Raw genomic sequence first — 19,521 nt, 5'->3', positions numbered from 1 at the left:
CAATGCTTTTGACGATGGCAACAACACTGCTCATTGAAGACTTCTCCGGGTGTCACGTTCAGTTGACTTCCATGGACCTGATGGCGCTCTCGCCAAAGCAGTCTGGACGTACTTTAAAAAATTTAGTGCATAAGCTTGACGCTGCAACTCGTCAATTATTTGGCTATATTCTTTCGCTATTTACTTTATGCCAAACTATTGACCTTATGGGTGCCATCCTAAACAATCGCCCCAGTAATGTCACATTGATATTTAAGCGGCGACCTGTCCTACAGCGTGTGATCCAGTTCCTGTTTTGAACTTTCCGACATACGGTCATTCCGGTTGCCATCATCCGACGCAGCGCCCCTATTTGCTGTGATTCAAGACAAGAAGTTCTGGGATATTTCTTACATGCGTTCGTCTTTGTTCAAGGCTTTACCCTTCGCCCTCGCCGCCAGTTTCGCCCAGGCACAAAGCCTTCCAGAAGCCATGCAACAGGCGCTGGATGTCCATCCGGAGATCCAGGCAGCGGTTAACAGTCGATTGGCCGCGGATTATCAGTTAAAGGCAGCCAAAGGTGGATACCTGCCACGGGTCGATCTGCTGGGCGGTTATGGTCGCGAAGGCACGGATAACGTCACCACGCGTGCCGATACCGGTAGCAACCACTGGGAAACCTTGAACCGCAGCGAGTCAAGTTTGCGTCTCTCGCAAATGGTTTTTGACGGTTTTGCGACGTCCAGCGAAGTGGGGCGTCAACAAGCCACCGTTAACTCCCGCGCCTATTCCTTGCTTGGGACCTCGGAGCGCACTGCGCTGACCGTGGCCCAGGTTTATCTCGACGTGCTGACCCGCCGTGAATTCGTGCGCCTGGCCGAAGAAAACCTGAAGAGCCACGAACGCATTTTCGACCAGATCAAACTGCGCACCTCCCGCGGTGTAGGCAGCGGCGCTGACCTCGATCAGGCCGAAGCTCGTATGGCCCAGGCCCGCAACAACCTGATCACCGAACAGACCAACCTGGCCGATGCCGAAACCAACTTCCTCAGCGCTGTGGGCCAGATGCCCGACCAGCTCGAGCGTCCCGCGCCGTTCCTTGCGCTGCTGCCGGCCAACCTGAATGAAGCCCGCACGCAGATGCTGGAAAACAGCCCGATCCTGCGTTCCGCCGAATCCGACATCGCCGCTGCCGAGAAGCAGTACGACGCCGCCAAGTCGACGTTCTACCCGCGTTTCGACGCTGAACTGGGCCGTACCGCCGACAACGACCTCGACGGTCAAAACGGTCACAGCAACGAATGGCAAGCCATGCTGCGCATGCGCTTCAACCTGTTTGCCGGTGGCAGCAACAAGGCTGACCTGGAATCCAAGTCCTACCTGTCGAACCAGGCGCTGGACATTCGCAACAACGCCTTGCGCGTGTTGAACGAAGAGCTGGGCCTGGCCTGGAACGCCTTGAATAATGCTAACGCCCAAGTGCCGATCGCCCAGCAATATGTGGATCGCAGCACCGCTGTGCGCACGGCTTATCAGAAGCAGTTCAGCCTTGGCCAGCGCACCTTGCTCGACTTGCTCGACAGTGAAAACGAACTGTTCACCGCGTCGCGTCGTCTGGCGGACATCAAAAACATTCAGTTATTTACTCAGTACCGAATCAAGGCGACCATGGGCGAGTTGCTCAAGAGCCAGGGAGTGGTCGCACCGTTGGCATCCGTTGTGCAGAACGACGTGAAGCCAAAGGTCCAATTGCCCGGCATGAATTGAGCAGGACCTTCATTGTTCAATAGTTAGCCAAGAGTGCCGAGCGTGGAATCAGAAGTCAGTCGAGTTCAACTCATTAATGATCCACGCGCGCTGCATGACGATCCGTTGCTGGATGGCCTGCTCGCCCTGTGCACGCTGCACCAGAAACCGGCCAGCGCCGCGATGCTGACCACCGGCCTGCCGCTGCCCAAGCAGCGCCTGAGCGTCGAGTTACTGCCCCGCGCAGCCGCTCGCGCCGGTCTGCAGGGCCGAGTGCTGCAACGCAAGCTGGAAGATATTCCGGCGATTGCGATGCCGGCGCTGTTGTTGCTCAAGGACGGCCGCAGCGCGGTGCTGCTCGGCTGGCAAGGTGAAGACCAGGCCCGCGTGCTGCTCAGCGAAACCGATGGCGGCGAAAGTGTCGTCAGTCGCGAACTGCTGGCCGACGACTACATTGGCAAAGTCTTCTTCGCTCAACCGCAGCATAAATTTGACGTTAACCACGGCACGCTGATTCCGCGTGCGCGTTCGTGGTTCCGTGACACCCTCAAGCGTTCGCGCTGGCTCTATGCCGACGCCATCGCCGCCAGTTTCCTGATCAACATCATCGCCATGGCCGCGCCGCTGTTCGTGATGAACGTCTACGACCGCGTGGTGCCGAACCAGGCGGAATCCACCTTGTGGGTGCTGGCGATCGGTATCACCGGCGCCTACCTGTTTGACCTGATCCTTAAAAGCCTGCGCAGCCTCTGCCTGGATCTGGCTGGCAAGAAAACCGACCTGATCATCTCAGCCACGCTGTTCGAGCGCATCGTCGGCATGGCCATGAAATACCGCCCGGCGCGGGTCGGTAGCTTCGCCCAGAACATCCACGAGTTTCAGAGTCTCCGCGACTTCCTCGCCTCGCTGACGCTGACCAGCCTGATCGACCTGCCGTTTACGCTGCTGATCTTCATGGTCATCGCGATTCTTGGCGGGCATCTGGTGTGGATTCCGGTGCTGGCGTTCCCGATTGCCCTGTTGATTGGCTACGCGTTGCAGAAGCCGTTGGTGGCGACCATGGAACGAACCATGGCCCTCGCCGCCGAGCGTCAGTCGAGCCTGATCGAAACCCTCGCCGGCCTCGATGCGGTGAAGGTCAACAACGCCGAAAGCGAACGCCAATACCAGTGGGAGCAGACCATCGGCACGCTCAGCCGTCTCGAGCTGCGGGTGAAAATGCTTTCCGGCCTGGCGATGAACATCACCTTGCTGATCCAGCAACTGGCCGGGGTGATCATGATCGTCTTCGGCGTGTACCAGATTATTGACGGTCACCTGAGCATGGGCGGTTTGATTGCCTGCTACATGCTCAGTGGTCGAGCGCTTAGTCCGCTGGCTTCGTTGTCCGGCCTGCTGACCCGTTACCAGCAAGCGCGGGTGACCATGGTTTCGGTGGACCAGATGATGGAGCTGCCGCAAGAGCGCAATTTCGAAGAGCGTCCGCTGAGCCGCAAAGTGCTGCAAGGCGCCATCGAATGCCGTCAGCTGAACTTCACCTACCCGAACCAGCAAAACCCGGCGCTGAAGAACATCAACCTGATCATCAAGCCCGGCGAGAAAATCGGCATCATCGGTCGCAGTGGCTCGGGCAAAAGCTCTCTGGCCAAATTGCTGGTGGGCCTCTATCAGCCGGACGACGGCGCGTTGCTGGTGGACGGCGTTGATATCCGCCAGATCGATGTCAGCGAACTGCGCCACAACATCGGCTACGTGCCCCAGGACATTCAATTGCTTGCCGGCACCCTGCGCGACAATTTGGTGTCCGGTGCGCGTTATGTAGAAGACGAACTGGTGCTGCAAGCCGCCGAACTGGCCGGCGTGCACGAATTCGCCCGTCTGCACCCGCAAGGCTATGAACTGCAAGTCGGCGAGCGTGGGCAGAACCTGTCCGGCGGCCAGCGCCAGAACGTGGCCCTGGCCCGCGCGTTGCTGCTCAACCCGCCGATTCTGCTGCTCGACGAACCGACCAGCGCGATGGACAACACCGGCGAAGAACGCCTCAAGCAGCGTCTGGCTGCAGTGATCGAAAACAAAACCGTGGTGCTGGTGACGCACCGGGCTTCGCTGTTGTCGCTGGTGGATCGCCTGCTGGTGATCGACCGTGGGCAGATTCTCGCCGATGGCCCGAAAGCCGCCGTGATGGAAGCGTTGAAGAAGGGGCAGATCAGTGTTGCTTAAGTCGGGTTTCAAGGACTCTGTCCGCCGTTACTTCAAAGGCTCCGCGTCGCTGCAAGGCCAGCCGTTGCCGGAAGTGAACAAGGCGCTGATCGAAGACGCACCGCGCGTGGTGCGGCTGACAATTTGGGCGATCATCGGCTTCTTCGTGTTCCTGATGCTCTGGGCCAACTTCGCGGTGATCGACGAAGTGACCAAGGGCGACGGCAAGGCGATTCCGTCGTCGAAGATCCAGAAAATCCAGAACCTTGAGGGCGGTATCGTCTCCGAGCTGTTCGTCAAGGAAGGGCAGATCGTCGAGGCTGGCGCGCCGCTGATTCGCCTGGACGACACGCGGTTCGCCTCCAACGTGGGCGAAACCGAGGCCGATCGCCTGTCGATGCTGCTGCGGGTTGAGCGCTTGAGCGCCGAGGTGGATGACCGTCCGCTGAATTTCCCGGCCGATGTGCTGAAAGCCGTTCCCGGCCAGGCTGCCAGCGAAGAGTCGCTGTACACCAGCCGTCGCCAGCAATTGCACGATGAAATCGGTGGCTTGCAGGAACAGTTGATTCAGCGTCAGCAAGAGCTGCGCGAATTCACCTCCAAACAGTCCCAGTACCGCAATGGGCTGGCGTTGCAGCGCCAGGAAATCAACATGTCCGAGCCGCTGGTGGCCCAGGGCGCGGTGTCGCCGGTGGAAGTGCTGCGACTCAAGCGCGCCGAAGTCGAAACCCGCGGGCAACTGGACGCGACCACCCTGGCGATTCCTCGCGCCGAATCGGCGATCAAGGAAGTGCAGCGCAAGATCGATGAGACTCGCGGCAAATTCCGCAGTGAAGCGCTGACTCAGCTCAACGAGGCGCGCACTGACTTGAATAAGGCTCAGGCCACCGGCAAGGCGCTGGAAGACCGGGTCAGCCGCACGCTGGTGACATCGCCGGTGCGCGGCATCGTCAACAAATTGCTGGTGAACACCATCGGCGGCGTAATCCAGCCGGGCAGCGATCTGGTAGAAATCGTGCCGCTGGACGACACCTTGCTGGTGGAAGCCAAGGTTCGCCCGCAAGACATCGCGTTCCTGCATCCGGGGCAAGAGGCGACGGTGAAATTCACCGCGTACGACTACACCATTTACGGTGGGCTCAAAGCCAAGCTTGAGCAGATCGGCGCCGACACCATTACTGATGAAGACAAGAAGACTACTTACTACATCATCAAGCTGCGCACGGACCGCAGTCACCTGGGGACGGATGAGAAGCCGTTGCTGATCATTCCGGGGATGGTGGCGTCGGTGGATATCATCACCGGCAAGAAGACCGTGCTCAGCTATCTGCTCAAGCCGATTATTCGGGCGCGGGCTGAGGCTTTGCACGAGCGGTAGTTCTTCGGTGCGGATGCGGGCCTCTTCGCGGGCAAGCCTCGCTCCTACAGGTCCAAGTCGTGCGCAGTTAAAGCGGACGACTCAAAACCTGTAGGAGCGAGGCTTGCCCGCGAAGGCGGCCTCAAGAACTGCGCAATCCAAAAGCCATATCGTTATTCATTAACGGTATTTAAATTTCAATTCTTATATCTATAAAGTCACTCTCCTGCGTACCTGCCGACCAATCGGCGCGCCGCACGACACGAACCAACACGGGACCTCCGTGAGTTTCTGATCGACGCGCGCGCCCTTGAGCGTGCCGTGCGTGGGAGTGATTTAAATGTCAGCCGTCTCTGCATCTCAAAGCATCGCGCCGCAAACCTTCGACATCCGCCCATTCAGCGGCGCCGTCGGTGCCGAAATCATCGGCCTGGACCTGTCCCGCCCGATCAATGACCAGGATTTCGCGCGCATCCACCGCGCACACCTGGATCATCACGTGGTGGTGTTCCGTGACCAACGCATTACCCCCGAACAGCAAATCGCCTTCAGCCGCCGCTTCGGCGTGTTGCAGATCCATGTGCTCAAGCAATTCCTGCTGGCCGGGCACCCGGAAATCCTCATCGTTTCCAACATCGTCGAAAACGGCGTGTCCGTCGGCCTCGGTGACGCCGGCAAGTTCTGGCACTCCGACCTCTCTTATAAAGAGCTGCCGAGCCTCGGCTCGATGTTGCACGCCCAGGAACTGCCGTCCGAAGGCGGCGATACGCTGTTCGCCGACATGCACAAAGCCTGGGACGGCCTGCCCGACGCGCTGCGTAAAGCGGTTGAAGGTCGATCCGCCGCGCACTCCTACACGGCGCGCTACAGCGAAACCAAATTCGAAGGCAACTGGCGCCCGACCCTGACCCCGGAGCAACTCGCCCAGGTGGCCGAAGTCGTGCACCCGATCGTCCGTACTCACCCGGAAAACGGGCGCAAGGCGTTGTTCGTCAGCGAAGGCTTCACCACGCGCATCGTTGGCCTTCCGGAAGACGAGAGCAAACAGCTGCTCGACGAGCTCTACGCCCACAGCGTGTTGCCGCAAAACATCTACCGCCATCAGTGGCAGCCCCACGACCTGGTGTTCTGGGACAACCGTTCGCTGATCCACCTTGCCGCCGGTTGCCCAAGCTACCTGCGCCGCAAGTTGTATCGCACCACCATCCAGGGCGACGCGCCTTTCTGATTTGCCGGAGAACCATCATGTCCAAACGTCTTCCATTCGCGCCGTTGGCGGCTGCCATCGGCCTGGGTTTCAGCCTGATCGCCGGCAGCCTGGTGGCGCCGACCGTGGCCCACGCCGAAGGTGAAATCCGCATCGCCGAGCAGTTCGGTATTGTTTATCTGTTGCTCAACGTGGTGCGTGATCAGGGACTGATCGAAAAGTACGGCAAGCAGGAAGGCATCGACATCAAGGTCGACTGGACCCAGCTCTCGGGCGGTGCGGCGGTCAACGACGCGTTGCTCTCCGGTTCCATCGACATCGCCGGGGCCGGCGTCGGTCCGCTGCTGACCATTTGGGACCGCACCCACGGCAAGCAAAACGTCAAAGCCGTCGCTTCGTTGGGCAACTTTCCTTACTACTTGCTGAGCAACAATCCGAACGTCAAAACCATCGCCGACTTCACCGAAAAGGACCGCATCGCGGTGCCGGCGGTGGGTGTGTCGGTGCAGTCGCGTTTCCTGCAATACGCGGCGGCCAAGCAGTGGGGCGACAAGGAATTCAATCGCCTCGACAAGTACACCATCGCGGTTCCGCACCCCGACGCGACGGCAGCTTTGATTGCTGGCGGCACAGAGTTGAGCGGGCACTTTTCCAACCCGCCATTCCAGGATCAGGCGTTGGCCAATCCCAACGTCCATGTGGTGCTGAACACCTACGACCTGCTTGGCCCGAACTCGCCAACAGTGCTGTTTGCCACCGAAAAATTCCGCGACGAGAACCCGAAAACCTACAAGGCCTTCGTTGAAGCCCTGACCGAAGCCGCCGAGTTCGCCCAGAACGATAAAGGCGCGGCGGCCGACACCTACATCCGCGTGACCAAGGCAAAAATCGACCGCGCCGCGCTGCTGAAAATCATCGATAACCCGCAGTTCGAATTCAGTGTCACGCCGAAAAATACCTACCCGCTGGCGGAATTCCTCTACCGCGTCGGCGCGATCAAAAACAAACCGGATTCGTGGAAGGATTACTTCTTCCAGGACGCCAAACCGCTGCAAGGGAGCTGATCGACATGAACGCCCCCTTGCAAGGCCACACGGCCAGCAACCCGATCGCACCGACAGCCGAAGCGCTGCTGTCGGTCGATCACGTCAGCCTCGAATACCGCACGCCGCAGCGTGTGGTTCGGGCCACCCACCAAGTCAGTTTCGAGATCGATCCGGCGGACCGCTTTGTGCTGCTCGGCCCGTCCGGGTGCGGTAAATCGACGCTGCTCAAAGCGGTCGCCGGGTTTATCCAGCCGTGCGAGGGCGAGATTCGTCTTCAGGGGCAAACCGTCAACGCGCCGGGCCCGGACCGGATCGTGGTGTTCCAGGAATTCGATCAACTGCCGCCGTGGAAAACCGTCAAACAGAACGTGATGTTTCCGCTGCTGGCGTCGAAAACCCTCAAGCGCAAAGAGGCTGAAGAGCGGGCGTTGCACTATCTGGAAAAGGTCGGGTTGGCGGGGTTTACCGATGCCTATCCGCACACCTTGTCCGGCGGTATGAAGGCGCGGGTGGCGATTGCTCGCGCGTTGGCCATGCAACCGAAAATCCTGCTGATGGACGAACCCTTCGCCGCCCTCGACGCGTTGACCCGACGCAAGATGCAGGAAGAGTTGCTGCTGCTTTGGGAGGAAGTGCGCTTCACCCTGCTGTTCGTCACGCACTCCATCGAAGAAGCGCTGGTGGTGGGCAATCGCATCCTGCTGCTGTCGCCGCATCCGGGGCGGGTACGGGCGGAAGTCCACAGCCATCAATACGATTTGCACAGCCTCGGAGGCGTGGCGTTCCAGGAGTCGGCGCGGCGCATTCATCGGTTGTTGTTCGATGAAGGCCAGTCCCCGGAAACCGAGCGTGAACTGGATTTCTCCGACATTCGCATCGCTTATTGAGCCATTGAGAGGATTGCCCGATGAGCCAGTTGTCATCTGCACGCAAAGAATTTGAAACCGTCCTGGAGCCACTGACCAGCGTACCGCTGGAGCGAGAGTTACCCCTCGGCCAGCGTGTCTGGCAACAGGGCTGGGTTCGCAAAAGCCTGATCCTGATTTTGCTCGCGGTGCTGTGGGAAGTGGTTGCCCGCATCCAGAACAACGACCTGCTGCTGCCGAGTTTTCTGCAAACCAGCAGTGCGCTGTACGACGGCCTGCTCAGCGGTGAATTGCTGGGCAAAGTCTGGATTTCCCTGGTGGTGTTGCTCAAGGGTTACTTGATCGGCATCGTCCTGGCGTTTGCCCTGACCACGCTGGCGGTCTCGACGCAGTTCGGTCGTGATCTGCTGAGCACGCTGACCTCGATGTTCAACCCGCTGCCGGCAATCGCGCTGTTGCCGCTGGCGCTGCTGTGGTTTGGCCTGGGGCAGAACAGCCTGATTTTCGTGCTGGTGCATTCGGTGCTCTGGGCCTTGGCCTTGAACACCTATGTCGGGTTTCTCGGTGTCTCGGAAACCCTGCGCATGGCCGGTCGCAACTATGGCCTCAAGGGTATGCGCTTTGTGTTGTTCATCCTGATCCCGGCGGCGTTGCCGTCGATCCTGGCCGGGCTGAAAATCGGCTGGGCGTTTGCCTGGCGCACATTGATCGCGGCTGAGTTGGTGTTCGGTGCGACCAGCGGCAAGGGTGGTTTGGGTTGGTATATTTTTCAGAACCGCAATGAGCTGTACACCGACAAAGTGTTTGCCGGGTTGGCGGTGGTGATTTTGATTGGGTTGCTGGTGGAGAACCTGGTGTTCGACACCCTGGAGCGGGTGACCGTTAAGCGCTGGGGGATGCAGCGCTGAGTTCTCTGGTGTCTGAGCGGGCGCTTTCGCGAGCAGGCTCGCTCCCACATTGAAATGCATTCCCCTGCGGGAGCGAGCCTGCTCGCGAATGGCCCAGACAACCCAATAATTGAGGATGTTTGCTAGCATTGCGTCTGAATCAATCTTGATCAGCCATGAGTGCTCAGCATGCAACTCCCGGACATGAACCTGCTGGTCGCCCTCGACGCCTTGCTCGACGAGGGCAGTGTGGTGGGCGCCGCGCGGCGGATGAACCTCAGCCCGGCGGCCATGAGCCGCACTCTGACCCGCATTCGCGAGGCCATCGGCGACCCGATCCTGGTGCGCGCCGGCCGTGGCCTGGTGCCAACCCCCAAGGCATTGGCGCTGCGCGAGCAGGTGCGCGACGTGGTAGAGCAAGCGGCGCTGCTGTTCCGCTCCGCCGATGCCGTGGAACTGGGCACCTTGCGCCGTCGTTTCAGCATTCGTGCCAATGACTTTTTCGTCGGCGTTTATGGCGGCAAGCTGTTCTCCACCATGGAGCGTCAGGCGCCGCATTGTGAGCTGCGTTTCGTCCCGGAAGGTGATGGCGACGATGAGGCGCTGCGCGAAGGGCGGATCGATCTGAACATCAGCAACAACCGTCCATTGATGCCGGAAGTGAAGATTCAGAACCTGTTTTCCACGCACTTCGTCGGCTTGGCGCGAGAAGATCATCCGCTGTTCGATGAGGAAATCACCGCTGAACGCTATGCCGGGTTTGCGCATATCAGCATGTCCCGTCGCGGGATTGCCCGGGGACCGATCGATACAGCTCTCAACGCCTTGGGGCTGGAGCGACGGGTGGCGGTGATCGCGCCCAGTTTCCATGCGGCGATGTTTGCGCTGCCCGAATCCGATCTGCTGCTGCCGGTGCCGAAAGAAGCGCTGCTGAGCGTACGGCGTCTGGGCCTGAAGCTGCGCTCGTTCACACTACCAATTCCGCTGCCAACGCTGATGTTGACCCAGGCCTGGCACCCTCGCTACGACAAGGATCCGGCCCACCGCTGGATGCGCGAGATGCTCAAGGCGTGTTGCGACGAAACCTGGCTGGCCGCGCAACCAGTCTGAAGCCAACACAAATCTCCCCCTGTGGGAGCGAGCCTATGTGGCGAGGGGGCTTGCCCCCGTTGGACTGCGTAGCAGTCCCATGACTTCAAATTCTGGGTCGCTTCGCGACCCGACGGGTGCAAGCCCCCTCGCCACACAAGCCCGCTCCCACAGGGTTATTCATCGTTGCGTCTGGCGCACTTATAACCTGCCAACAAGTCAATTTTCGTAACGTCTAACCCTCCCTAAAATGCCCCGGTATTCCTCCCGGAGCTTGCAGTACATGACTTCCCTCACGGCCCCGGCCTCTCTCGCCGCGACCAGCCCTGCCGCCGCTGCGCCACCGGTCTTCGGTCTGCGGATCATCATCGGTCTGGTGGGCGTGTTGCTGGCGGTGCTGGTGTCGGGCCTCAACGAGATGGTGACCAAGGTTGCCCTGGCCGATATTCGCGGCGCGTTGGCCATCGGTTACGACGAAGGCACCTGGCTGGTCGCCAGTTACACCGCGACCTCGGTGGCAGCCATGGCGTTCGCGCCGTGGTGCTCGGTGACGTTCTCGTTGCGGCGCTTCACCCTTTACGCCATCGGTGTCTTCACCTTCCTCGGCGTGCTGTGCCCGTTCGCCCCGAACTACGAAAGCCTGTTGCTGATGCGCATCGTGCAAGGCCTCGCGGGCGGTGCATTACCGCCGATGCTGATGACCGTCGCCCTGCGCTTTCTGCCAGCCAACGTCAAACTTTATGGTCTCGCCGGATACGCTCTGACCGCGACCTTCGGACCGGGCCTCGGCACGCCGCTGGCCGGGTTGTGGACCGAGTACGTTGGCTGGCAATGGACCTTCTGGCAAATCATCGTGCCGTGCCTGATTGCCATGGCCGCTGTGGCTTACGGGTTGCCCCAGGATCCGCTGCGCCTGGAGCGCCTCAAGCAGTTCAACTGGCGCGGGTTGCTGCTGGGTTTTCCGGCGATTTGCATGCTGGTGATCAGCATCCTGCAGGGCAATCGGCTGGACTGGTTCGAGTCGAGCCTGATCTGCTTTTTACTCGGCTTCGGGTTGCTGTTGTTGGTGCTGTTCCTGATCAACGAATGGTCGCAGCCGATCCCATTCTTCAAGTTGCAAATGCTCGGCATCCGCAACCTGTCGTTCGCCCTGATGACGTTGGCCGGGGTGTTGGTGGTGTTGCTGGCGGTGGTGATCATTCCGTCCAGTTACCTGGCACAGGTCCAGGGTTATCGGCCGATCCAGACCGCGCCGATCATGCTGCTCGCGGCGCTGCCGCAATTGATCGCGCTGCCGTTGGTGGCGGCGTTGTGCAACTTTCGCTGGGTCGATTGTCGCTGGGTGCTGGGGATTGGCCTGGGCATGCTGGTGCTGTCCTGCCTCGGCGGTTCGCAGCTGACGTCGGTGTGGATTCGCGATGATTTCTACGTGCTGCAACTGCTGCAAATCTTCGGTCAGCCCATGGCGGTGTTGCCGCTGCTGATGTTGGCCACCGGCAGCATTTCGCCGATGGAAGGGCCGTTCGCCTCGGCCTGGTTCAACACCGTCAAAGGTCTGTCCGCGGTGATCGCGACCGGCATCCTCGAAGCGCTGACCACCGCCCGCCTGCATTTCCACTCGACCATGTTGGTGGACAACCTCGGCAACTCGCCCCTGGCCGACAGCGACAGCGCCGGCCTTGCCCACCGACTGCATGAGCAGGCCGTGGTGCTGACCGCTTCCGATCTTTATCTGTGCATGGCGGGTGTCGCTGCGGCGTTGATCCTGCTGATTTTCTGGCTGCCGACGCGGATGTATCCACCGCGCGCGCCGACTTGAACGCTTCACTGAACCAGAAGGTTTTTATGACGACTTTTACCAAGCAAAAAGTGGCTGTCGGCGTCGCCGCAGCGATCGTGGTCGGCGTGCTGATTTACCTGGTCGCGCCGGGCCTGTTCGGCAAACGCACGCAACAGAGCACCAATGACGCCTTTGTCTCGGCGGACTTCACCCTGGTGGTGCCGCGTGTCGCCGGGTTTATCAAAGAGGTGTTGGTGGAGGACAACCAGCAGGTCAAGGCCGGGCAACTGCTGGCGTTGATCGATGACCGTGATTTGCGCGCCGCCGCCCAGGCTGCCGATGCCGAAACCCTGGTGGCTCGGGCGCAACTGCAAAACGCCCGCGCGACCCTCGAGCGCCAGACATCGGTAATCGCCCAGGCCCAGGCCACGGTGGTGTCGGCCAAGGCGGAAATGGCTTTCGCCGAGCATGAGTTGAATCGCTACGACCACCTCGCGGGTGTCGGTGCCGGTACGGTGCAAAACGCGCAACAGGCCCGCACGCGCATCGATCAGGCGACCGCTCGATTGGCCAACGCCACGGCGGTGCTGGCGGCGGAACGCAAGCAGGTCGACATTCTCACCGCCCAGCGCGACGCGGCCGAAGGTGGGCTGAAACGCGCGCAAGCGGCGTTGGAGATCGCCAGTTACGAGCTGTCCTACACGCGGATCGTCGCTCCGCAGGACGGCATGGTCGGTGAGCGGGCGGTGCGGGTCGGTGCTTATGTCACGCCGGGGAGCAAGATTCTCGCCGTGGTGCCATTGGCCCAAGCGTATGTCGTCGCCAATTTCCAGGAGACGCAATTGACGGATGTGCAGCAGGGGCAGGACGTGCAGGTCTGCGTCGACAGCCTCGGCGGCCAACTGTTGAGCGGCCGCGTCGAAAGCATCGCGCCGGCCACCGGGGTGACGTTTGCCTCGGTCAAACCGGACAACGCCACGGGCAACTTCACCAAAGTGGTGCAGCGGATTCCAGTGAAAATTGTGCTGGATCCGGGACAGCCGTTGGCTGAGCGGTTGCGGGTGGGGATGTCGGTGGATGCGCGGATTGATACTGCCAGCGTGGATAAGCATGAGGTGGTTCAGCGATGAAGATTTTTGTTGATCGTGCTGGCGCCTTCGCGAGCAAGCCCGCTCCCACAGGGGACCGCATTTCAATGTGGGAGCGGGCTTGCTCGCGAAGAGGCCGTTTGCCTCAACTCACCTTGTTGGTCTTGAGCCTCAGCGCCTGCACCGTCGGCCCGGACTTCCACAAACCCCAGCCACAGCAAATCGCCGAATGGTCAAAACCAGCCAAGCCCGCCGAAAGCCAAGCGGTCACCCAAACCATGGACGAACGCTGGTGGGAAGTCTTCCACGACCCGAAACTTTCAGCCCTGAGCCAACGCGCCCTGACCGATAACCTCGACCTGAAACTCGCCAGCAGCCGCTTGCAACAAAGTCGCGCCGCCCGACAGGTGATCACTGCCGACCGCTACCCGACAACCGCCGCCACTGGCAGCTATGGGCGCGAACGCAACAGTGGCGAAGGCTTGAGCGATCCCTCGGGCAAAAACGGCCGCTCGGCGTTCAACCTCTGGGATGCCGGTTTCTCCGCCTCCTGGGAACTGGACTTCTGGGGCCGCGTGCGCCGCGAAACCGAAGCCGCCGACGCGACTCTCGAAGTCGCCGAAAATGATCGTCGTGGCGTGCTGCTGTCGGTATTGGCCGAAACCGCCCAGGACTACATCCAGTTGCGCGGCGTACAGAACACCCGCGCCGTCACCGAGCAGAACCTCGACGTCGCCCGGCACAGCCTGAAACTCTCGCAACTGCGCCTGGCGGACGGCGTCGCCACGGACCTGGACGTCGCCGAAGCCGCCGCCCAAGTCGCGGCCATCGAATCGCGCCTGCCAGCGTTGGAGCAGCGTCAATCGCAATTGATCAACGCCCTGAGCCTGTTGATGGGCGAGCCGCCGCAAGCGCTGCAAGCCGAGTTATCCACAGACGGCCCGGTGCCGCAGACACCGCGCCAAGTCGCGATCGGCCTGCCGTCGCAACTCGCCGAACGCCGCCCCGACATCCGTCAAGCCGAAGCCCGCCTGCATGCCGCGACCGCCAGCATCGGTGTGGCCAAGGGAGATTTCTATCCACGCATCACGCTGTCGGGCAACATCGGTTCCCAAGCCATGCAACTGAGCGATTTCGGTTCCTGGGGCTCGCGCTCATTCGGCATTGGCCCGCAATTCAGCCTGCCGCTGTTCGACGGCGGCCGTCTGCGCGGCATGCTCAACCTGCGCGAGGCCCAGCAACAGGAAGCCGCCATTGCCTACCAACAAACCGTGCTGCGCGCCTGGCATGAAATCGACGACCAACTGACCGCCTACAACGCCAGCCAACGACGCCGCGACAGCCTCGCCGAAGCCGTGCGCCAGAACCAGATAGCCCTGCGCACCGCGCAACAGCAATACGTCGAAGGCGTGGCGGATTTCGTCAACGTACTGACCGTGCAGGGCGAGTTGCTGGCGACTCAGCAGCAATGGGTTGAGAGCTCGACGGGCGTGTCGTTGGCGATGGTGGGGTTGTACAAGGCGTTGGGTGGGGGATGGGAGTCGGTTTATCCGGTGGCGGAGACTGCGCAGCGCTAATGGTGCGTGACGTTTCCTTACTATGTTGTTCATAAATCGAATTGGCGGACGCCCGGGATGCGGGTGTCATCTGAGCTTCGAGCTCAGCAAACTTCTTAGCCATAGCTGTGACCCTCTAAACGAAGAGTGCAGCGCAAAAATTCAACCTGTGGAAACGAAAAAACCGGCCGAAGCCGGTTTTTTCACCCCAACTGCCAGAGAACTGAATCTCTGCGTACGGGGTTGAGTAGTGCGCAGATCCTAATTTGGGTGCTTCACGCACCTCAACCATCGACTGAATCAGGATTCTGCCCGGCAGAATCCGTTTCACCGCTGGCAAGTCACTTTTCGTGGGATTTAGCTTCCTGGGCCAATGAATTGAAAAGAAAACCAGCGTTCTGAAACATATGTCCATTTTGAAACAACACATTTCTACCCAGTGATGGCTATTCGCTTGACGCAAACCCCCGCTGTCGTAGACTCCGACCATCCGTCAGGGAGTCACGGTTATGCCGCGTTTTGGAAGTTGGGTTGTTGGATTAGCCTTTGTAACGTGCGCAGTACAGGCGCAAACGCCTGCGCCAGACGATCCGTTGCGGGAAAACAATGCCGCCGGTGGTGGTGCGCAGGCCAGCAGCGAGGCTCGTGGTGTGTTGCGGGCTCGGGATCAGGCGGTGCTTGCCAGTGAGTTGCCGGGGCGGGTGGTCGAGTTGCCGTTCAGCGAGGGGGAGTCGTTCAAGAAGGGCGATACCTTGGCGAAGTTCGACTGCTCGGGTTTTCAGGCTCAGCTCAATGCTGCGCAGGCTGCCAGCCGTGGGGCCAGTGAAGAATTGGCGCACAACAGACAACTGGCGGCGTTGAATTCGGTCGGGCGTTTCGAAGTGGCGCGGGCCGAGGCCAAGGTCAGCGAGACTCAGGCGCAATCCCAGGTTTATCAGGTTCAAGTGAAACGCTGCAGCGTGCTGGCGCCGTTTGACGGTCAGGTCGTCGAGCGCAAGGTCCAGCGCTATGAAAGCGTGGCGGCCGGCGCGCCGTTGCTGGATGTGGTGGATAACCGCACGCTGGAAATTCATTTGCTGATTCCGTCGCGCTGGATGGGCAAGCTCAAGCCTGGCCAGACCTTCAGTTTTGTCCCCGATGAAACCGGCCAGCCGCTGGAGGCCACGGTCAAGCGTCTGGGTGCGCGGATCGATGAAGGCAGCCAGACGTTGTTGCTCGTCGCGACGCTGCCCAACGCCACGGGTCTATTGGCTGGCATGAGCGGAACGGCGCGTTTCGCGGAGCTTAAGTGAACGCTCCGATTAGCGGCGGCGCCGAGCAGGTGTTCGCCCGGTTTCTCGACCTCGAACGCCTGACCCGCGCGGCCCGCACCCCGGCGCAACTGGCCTACAGCCTGGTGAATGACAGCCAGGCGCTGTTCGGTTTTCGCCATGCGGCGCTGCTGATTGCCGGCAAGGTGCAGGCCGTGACTGGGGTCAGCGCGGTGGATCCGAACGCACCGTTCGTGGCGTTCGTCGAGCAGGCCGTGGCGCAGTTGTTCAAGCTCGACATCCTCAAACAGGCGCGGGTGATTCCGCAGGATGGGCTCAGCGATTCGATCCGCGCGGATTGGCAAAGCCTGTCCGCCGCCCAGGTGTTTTGGCTGCCGCTGGTGGATCATCAAGGCGAAGTCTTCGGTGGTTTGTGGTTGGCCCGGGACACGCCCTGGAACCCTTCCGAACAAGTCCTGCTCTCGCAACTCGGCGACACCTACAGCCACGCCTGGCTGGCGCTGCAACCGCGCAAACCGTGGCGACTGCGCTGGACCCGTAAACGTCAGGTGCTGCTGGTGGCAGCGGCACTGCTCGCGCTGTTGATCCCGGTGCGCCAATCAGTGCTGGCGCCCGCCGAAGTGGTGCCGCTGGGTGGCCGAGTGGTCGCCGCACCGCTGGACGGAGTGATTTCGGAGTTCCTGGTCAAACCCAACCAAACGGTGAAAACCGGCGACCTGCTGCTGAAATTCGAGAACACCACCCTTACGGCTCAGGCCGATGTGTCCCAGCGCGCCTTGGGTGTGGCCGAGGCCGAACTCAAGGCCAATTCCCAGCGCTCCTTCGCCGATGCGGAATCGAGTTCGAAAATCGATCTGCTAGCGGCACGGGTCGAACAAAAACGCGCTGAGCGGGATTACGCCCGTGAATTGCTCAAACGCAGCGAAGTCCGCGCTGAGCGGGATGGCATCGCGGTGTTTGCCGACGCCGAGCGTTGGACCGGCAAACCTGTGCAGACTGGTGAACGCTTGATGGAAATCGCCGACCCGAACCAGGCCGAATTGCGTATCGAATTGGCCGTGGGCGATGCGATTGCCCTGGAGCCGGGGGCGCAGGTTTCACTGTTTCTCGACAGCGATCCGTTGCAACGCCACCAGGCCAAACTCGAACGCTCGGCCTACGAAGCGCAGCCCACCGCCGGTGGACAACTGGCGTATCGACTGGACGCGAATTTCGATGCCGCACCGCCGCGTATCGGCTTGCGCGGTACTGCCAAAATCTTTGGCGACCGCGCGCCACTGGCGTTGTACTTGTTACGTCGGCCTCTGGCCGGGTTGCGTCAAAGCGTGGGCCTGTAAATGAGCCTGCCGAGCCTGCGGGCAGACTTGCAATTGCAGGCGGCGGCCCCGGCCCTCGACGGCTCGCCGCGCTGGACCCTGGCTGATCCGGTGCGCGGTCGCTATTTCAAACTCGGCACAGCGGCCATGCGCCTGCTACGCCACTGGTCCTTGGGCGACCCCGAAAAAGTCTTGCAAGCGGCGAACCGCGAGCCGGGTTTGCCACTGGACGGTGCCGAGCTGGATCAACTGCTGAATTTCCTGCGCGGCCATGACCTGATCACCGCCCTCGATCCGCAACAACGCGCCAGTTACAGCCTGAAGGCTGCCGCGCAACGGCAGTCGCTATGGCAGATCCTGTTGCACCAATACCTGTTTTTCCGCATTCCACTGTGGCGCCCGGATGCGTTTCTCAATCGCGCCTGGCCGTGGCTGGAGCGCTTTGGTCCGTATGCGCTACGCATCGGATTGCCGGCGACCCTGATGCTTGGCGTGTTTCTGGTGTCCCGGGACTGGCAGCGCTTTATCGCGACGTTTCCGCATTTGTTCAGTCTCGGCGGCGCGCTGGCGTTTGGCGTGGCGCTGTTCTTTGCCAAGCTCTGCCACGAGTTCGGCCACGCGTTCATGGCCAAGCGCGCCGGTTGCCGGGTGCAGAGCATGGGCGTGGCGTTCATGGTGATGCTGCCGATGTTTTATACCGATGTCAGCGACGCCTGGCGGGTCAATGATCGCCGCGCGCGCTTGCTGATCGGTGCCGGCGGGGTGTTGGCGGAACTGGTGCTGGCGTGCATCGCGCTGCTGGCCTGGTCGCTGTTGCCCGATGGCCCCGGACGCACCGCAGCGTTCATGCTCGCCAGCGCCACCTGGATCACCACGCTGGTGATCAACCTCAACCCGTTCATGCGATTCGATGGTTACTTTTTGCTCAGCGATTTATGGGAAGTCGACAACCTTCAAGGACGAGCATTTACCTTGTGCCGTTGGCGTTTGCGCGAGGCCCTGTTCGGCTACGGCGCGCCGGCACCGGAACCCTGGTCGCCGTCGATGCAACGGCGTCTGCTGATCTGGGGTTACGGCTCGTGGCTGTGGCGCGCGGTGCTGTTTTTCGGGATTGCGCTGGCGGTGTACCACTTGTTCTTCAAGCTGTTGGGCATCTTCTTGATGATGGTGGAGCTGGTGTGGTTCATCTTCCTGCCGATTGTGCGCGAATGGCGCGAGTGGTGGTCCCGCCGCGATCAGGCCCACGCACCGCGTGTGTTGCTGAGTACCCTGGGCTTGGTGGCGATTGTCTTGCTGTTGGCCGTGCCTTGGCGCAGCGCAGTGGAAGTGCCGTCGATGCTGGAGGCCGGGCGCGTCAGCACGTTGCATGCGCCCGTGGCGGCGCGGGTCAAAAAGGTGAATGTCAGCGATGGTCAATCAGTCGCCCAAGGTGACGTGTTGATTGAGCTGGAGTCACCGGATCTCGATTCACGCCAGGCCATCATTCGCCGGGAAATCCAGATCCAGCAGTTGCAGATGCGCCGTCAGGCCAGCCGCAGTGAAACCGTTGCCGATGCCGGGATTGTCGAGCAGCGTCTGGCCGAGGCCGTTGCCGAATATCGCGGCTTGGCGGCGCAGCGCGAGCGCTTGCTGATTCGCGCTCCGCAGACCGGCAAGGTGCGGGACCTGTTGCCGCAACTGATCGCGGGTCGCTGGTTGTCGCCCAAGGAGCCCTTGGCCCGAGTGGTGGAAGACGGTGCGCGATTACGCGGTTACTTGGCCGAAGCAGAATTGTGGCGGATCGCGCCCGGTGCCACTGGGCGTTTTATTGCCGAGGACCCGATGCACCCGGCCGTCGCCGTGCAGTTAAGCGAAATCGACGCCAATGGTGCCGGCTTCATTGATCTCGAAGCCCTGACATCCGATCACCACGGTCCCATTGCGGTGCGGCGTGATCAAAACCAGCGACCGGAACCGGTTCAGGCGCAATACGCGGTACGCCTGACGACGCTGGATAACATCGCCACCCCCGTGCAGCCGTTGCGCGGTGTGGTGATCGTGCAAGGTCACAGTGAGTCGTTGCTGGGTACGGCTTGGCGCCGGATGGCGGCGTTGGGTGTGAGGGAGAGTGGTTTTTAGCGCAGGGAGAGATTGC

At 61.1% G+C, this 19,521-nt stretch carries 14 protein-coding genes; all 14 read left to right on the top strand.

Annotated elements, in window-relative coordinates:
* Window positions 1-393: 393 nt before the first annotated feature.
* Window positions 394-1,746 carry a TolC family outer membrane protein gene (locus tag ACIOYV_RS20585; RefSeq protein ID WP_054050332.1) on the top strand — a complete coding sequence of 451 codons (1,353 nt, stop codon included), beginning with the start codon at window positions 394-396 and terminating at the stop codon, window positions 1,744-1,746.
* A gap of 42 nt (window positions 1,747-1,788) precedes the next feature.
* On the top strand, window positions 1,789-3,945 hold the full coding sequence (locus tag ACIOYV_RS20580) for a type I secretion system permease/ATPase (RefSeq protein WP_054050330.1): 2,157 nt from the start codon (window positions 1,789-1,791) through the stop codon (window positions 3,943-3,945).
* Complete coding sequence (locus ACIOYV_RS20575) at window positions 3,935-5,302, top strand: HlyD family type I secretion periplasmic adaptor subunit (RefSeq protein ID WP_054050328.1); 1,368 nt, start codon at window positions 3,935-3,937, stop codon at window positions 5,300-5,302. The genes ACIOYV_RS20580 and ACIOYV_RS20575 overlap by 11 nt, the downstream gene beginning before the upstream one ends.
* 319 nt (window positions 5,303-5,621) lie before the next feature.
* A complete protein-coding gene (locus ACIOYV_RS20570; RefSeq protein ID WP_163907644.1) occupies window positions 5,622-6,509 on the top strand; it encodes a TauD/TfdA family dioxygenase in 888 nt (295 codons plus the stop codon).
* A gap of 17 nt (window positions 6,510-6,526) precedes the next feature.
* The gene (locus tag ACIOYV_RS20565) at window positions 6,527-7,552 is read left to right on the top strand and encodes an ABC transporter substrate-binding protein (protein ID WP_054050324.1); all 1,026 of its coding nucleotides are present in this window, start codon (window positions 6,527-6,529) and stop codon (window positions 7,550-7,552) included.
* A gap of 5 nt (window positions 7,553-7,557) precedes the next feature.
* The gene (locus ACIOYV_RS20560) at window positions 7,558-8,421 is read left to right on the top strand and encodes an ABC transporter ATP-binding protein (protein ID WP_401326533.1); all 864 of its coding nucleotides are present in this window, start codon (window positions 7,558-7,560) and stop codon (window positions 8,419-8,421) included.
* 20 nt (window positions 8,422-8,441) lie between these two features.
* Window positions 8,442-9,308, top strand: coding sequence for an ABC transporter permease (locus tag ACIOYV_RS20555; RefSeq protein WP_401326530.1), 867 nt, complete (start codon window positions 8,442-8,444; stop codon window positions 9,306-9,308).
* Window positions 9,309-9,476: 168 nt separating this feature from the next.
* Window positions 9,477-10,397, top strand: a complete 921-nt coding sequence (locus tag ACIOYV_RS20550) for a LysR family transcriptional regulator (protein WP_054050318.1) — start codon at window positions 9,477-9,479, stop codon at window positions 10,395-10,397.
* Window positions 10,398-10,659: 262 nt separating this feature from the next.
* A complete protein-coding gene (locus ACIOYV_RS20545) occupies window positions 10,660-12,195 on the top strand; it encodes an MFS transporter (protein ID WP_401326527.1) in 1,536 nt (511 codons plus the stop codon).
* A 26-nt stretch (window positions 12,196-12,221) separates the two neighbouring features.
* Window positions 12,222-13,286 (top strand): HlyD family secretion protein, encoded by a 1,065-nt coding sequence (locus tag ACIOYV_RS20540; RefSeq protein ID WP_401326524.1) that lies wholly within the window; start codon window positions 12,222-12,224, stop codon window positions 13,284-13,286.
* The gene (locus tag ACIOYV_RS20535) at window positions 13,283-14,821 is read left to right on the top strand and encodes an efflux transporter outer membrane subunit (RefSeq protein ID WP_401326522.1); all 1,539 of its coding nucleotides are present in this window, start codon (window positions 13,283-13,285) and stop codon (window positions 14,819-14,821) included. The genes ACIOYV_RS20540 and ACIOYV_RS20535 overlap by 4 nt, the downstream gene beginning before the upstream one ends.
* A 488-nt stretch (window positions 14,822-15,309) precedes the next feature.
* The gene (locus ACIOYV_RS20530; protein WP_401326520.1) at window positions 15,310-16,092 is read left to right on the top strand and encodes an efflux RND transporter periplasmic adaptor subunit; all 783 of its coding nucleotides are present in this window, start codon (window positions 15,310-15,312) and stop codon (window positions 16,090-16,092) included.
* The gene (locus ACIOYV_RS20525; protein WP_401326517.1) at window positions 16,089-17,408 is read left to right on the top strand and encodes an efflux RND transporter periplasmic adaptor subunit; all 1,320 of its coding nucleotides are present in this window, start codon (window positions 16,089-16,091) and stop codon (window positions 17,406-17,408) included. The genes ACIOYV_RS20530 and ACIOYV_RS20525 overlap by 4 nt, the downstream gene beginning before the upstream one ends.
* Entirely contained in the window at window positions 17,409-19,505 is a 2,097-nt protein-coding gene (locus ACIOYV_RS20520) for a biotin/lipoyl-binding protein (RefSeq protein ID WP_401326514.1), read from the top strand.
* Window positions 19,506-19,521: the final 16 nt, after the last annotated feature.

Origin of the sequence: Pseudomonas sp. NPDC087342 (genome assembly GCF_044744265.1) — a bacterium.
Classification (GTDB): domain Bacteria; phylum Pseudomonadota; class Gammaproteobacteria; order Pseudomonadales; family Pseudomonadaceae; genus Aquipseudomonas; species Aquipseudomonas nunensis.
This window is presented reverse-complemented; position numbering and strand designations above follow the sequence as displayed.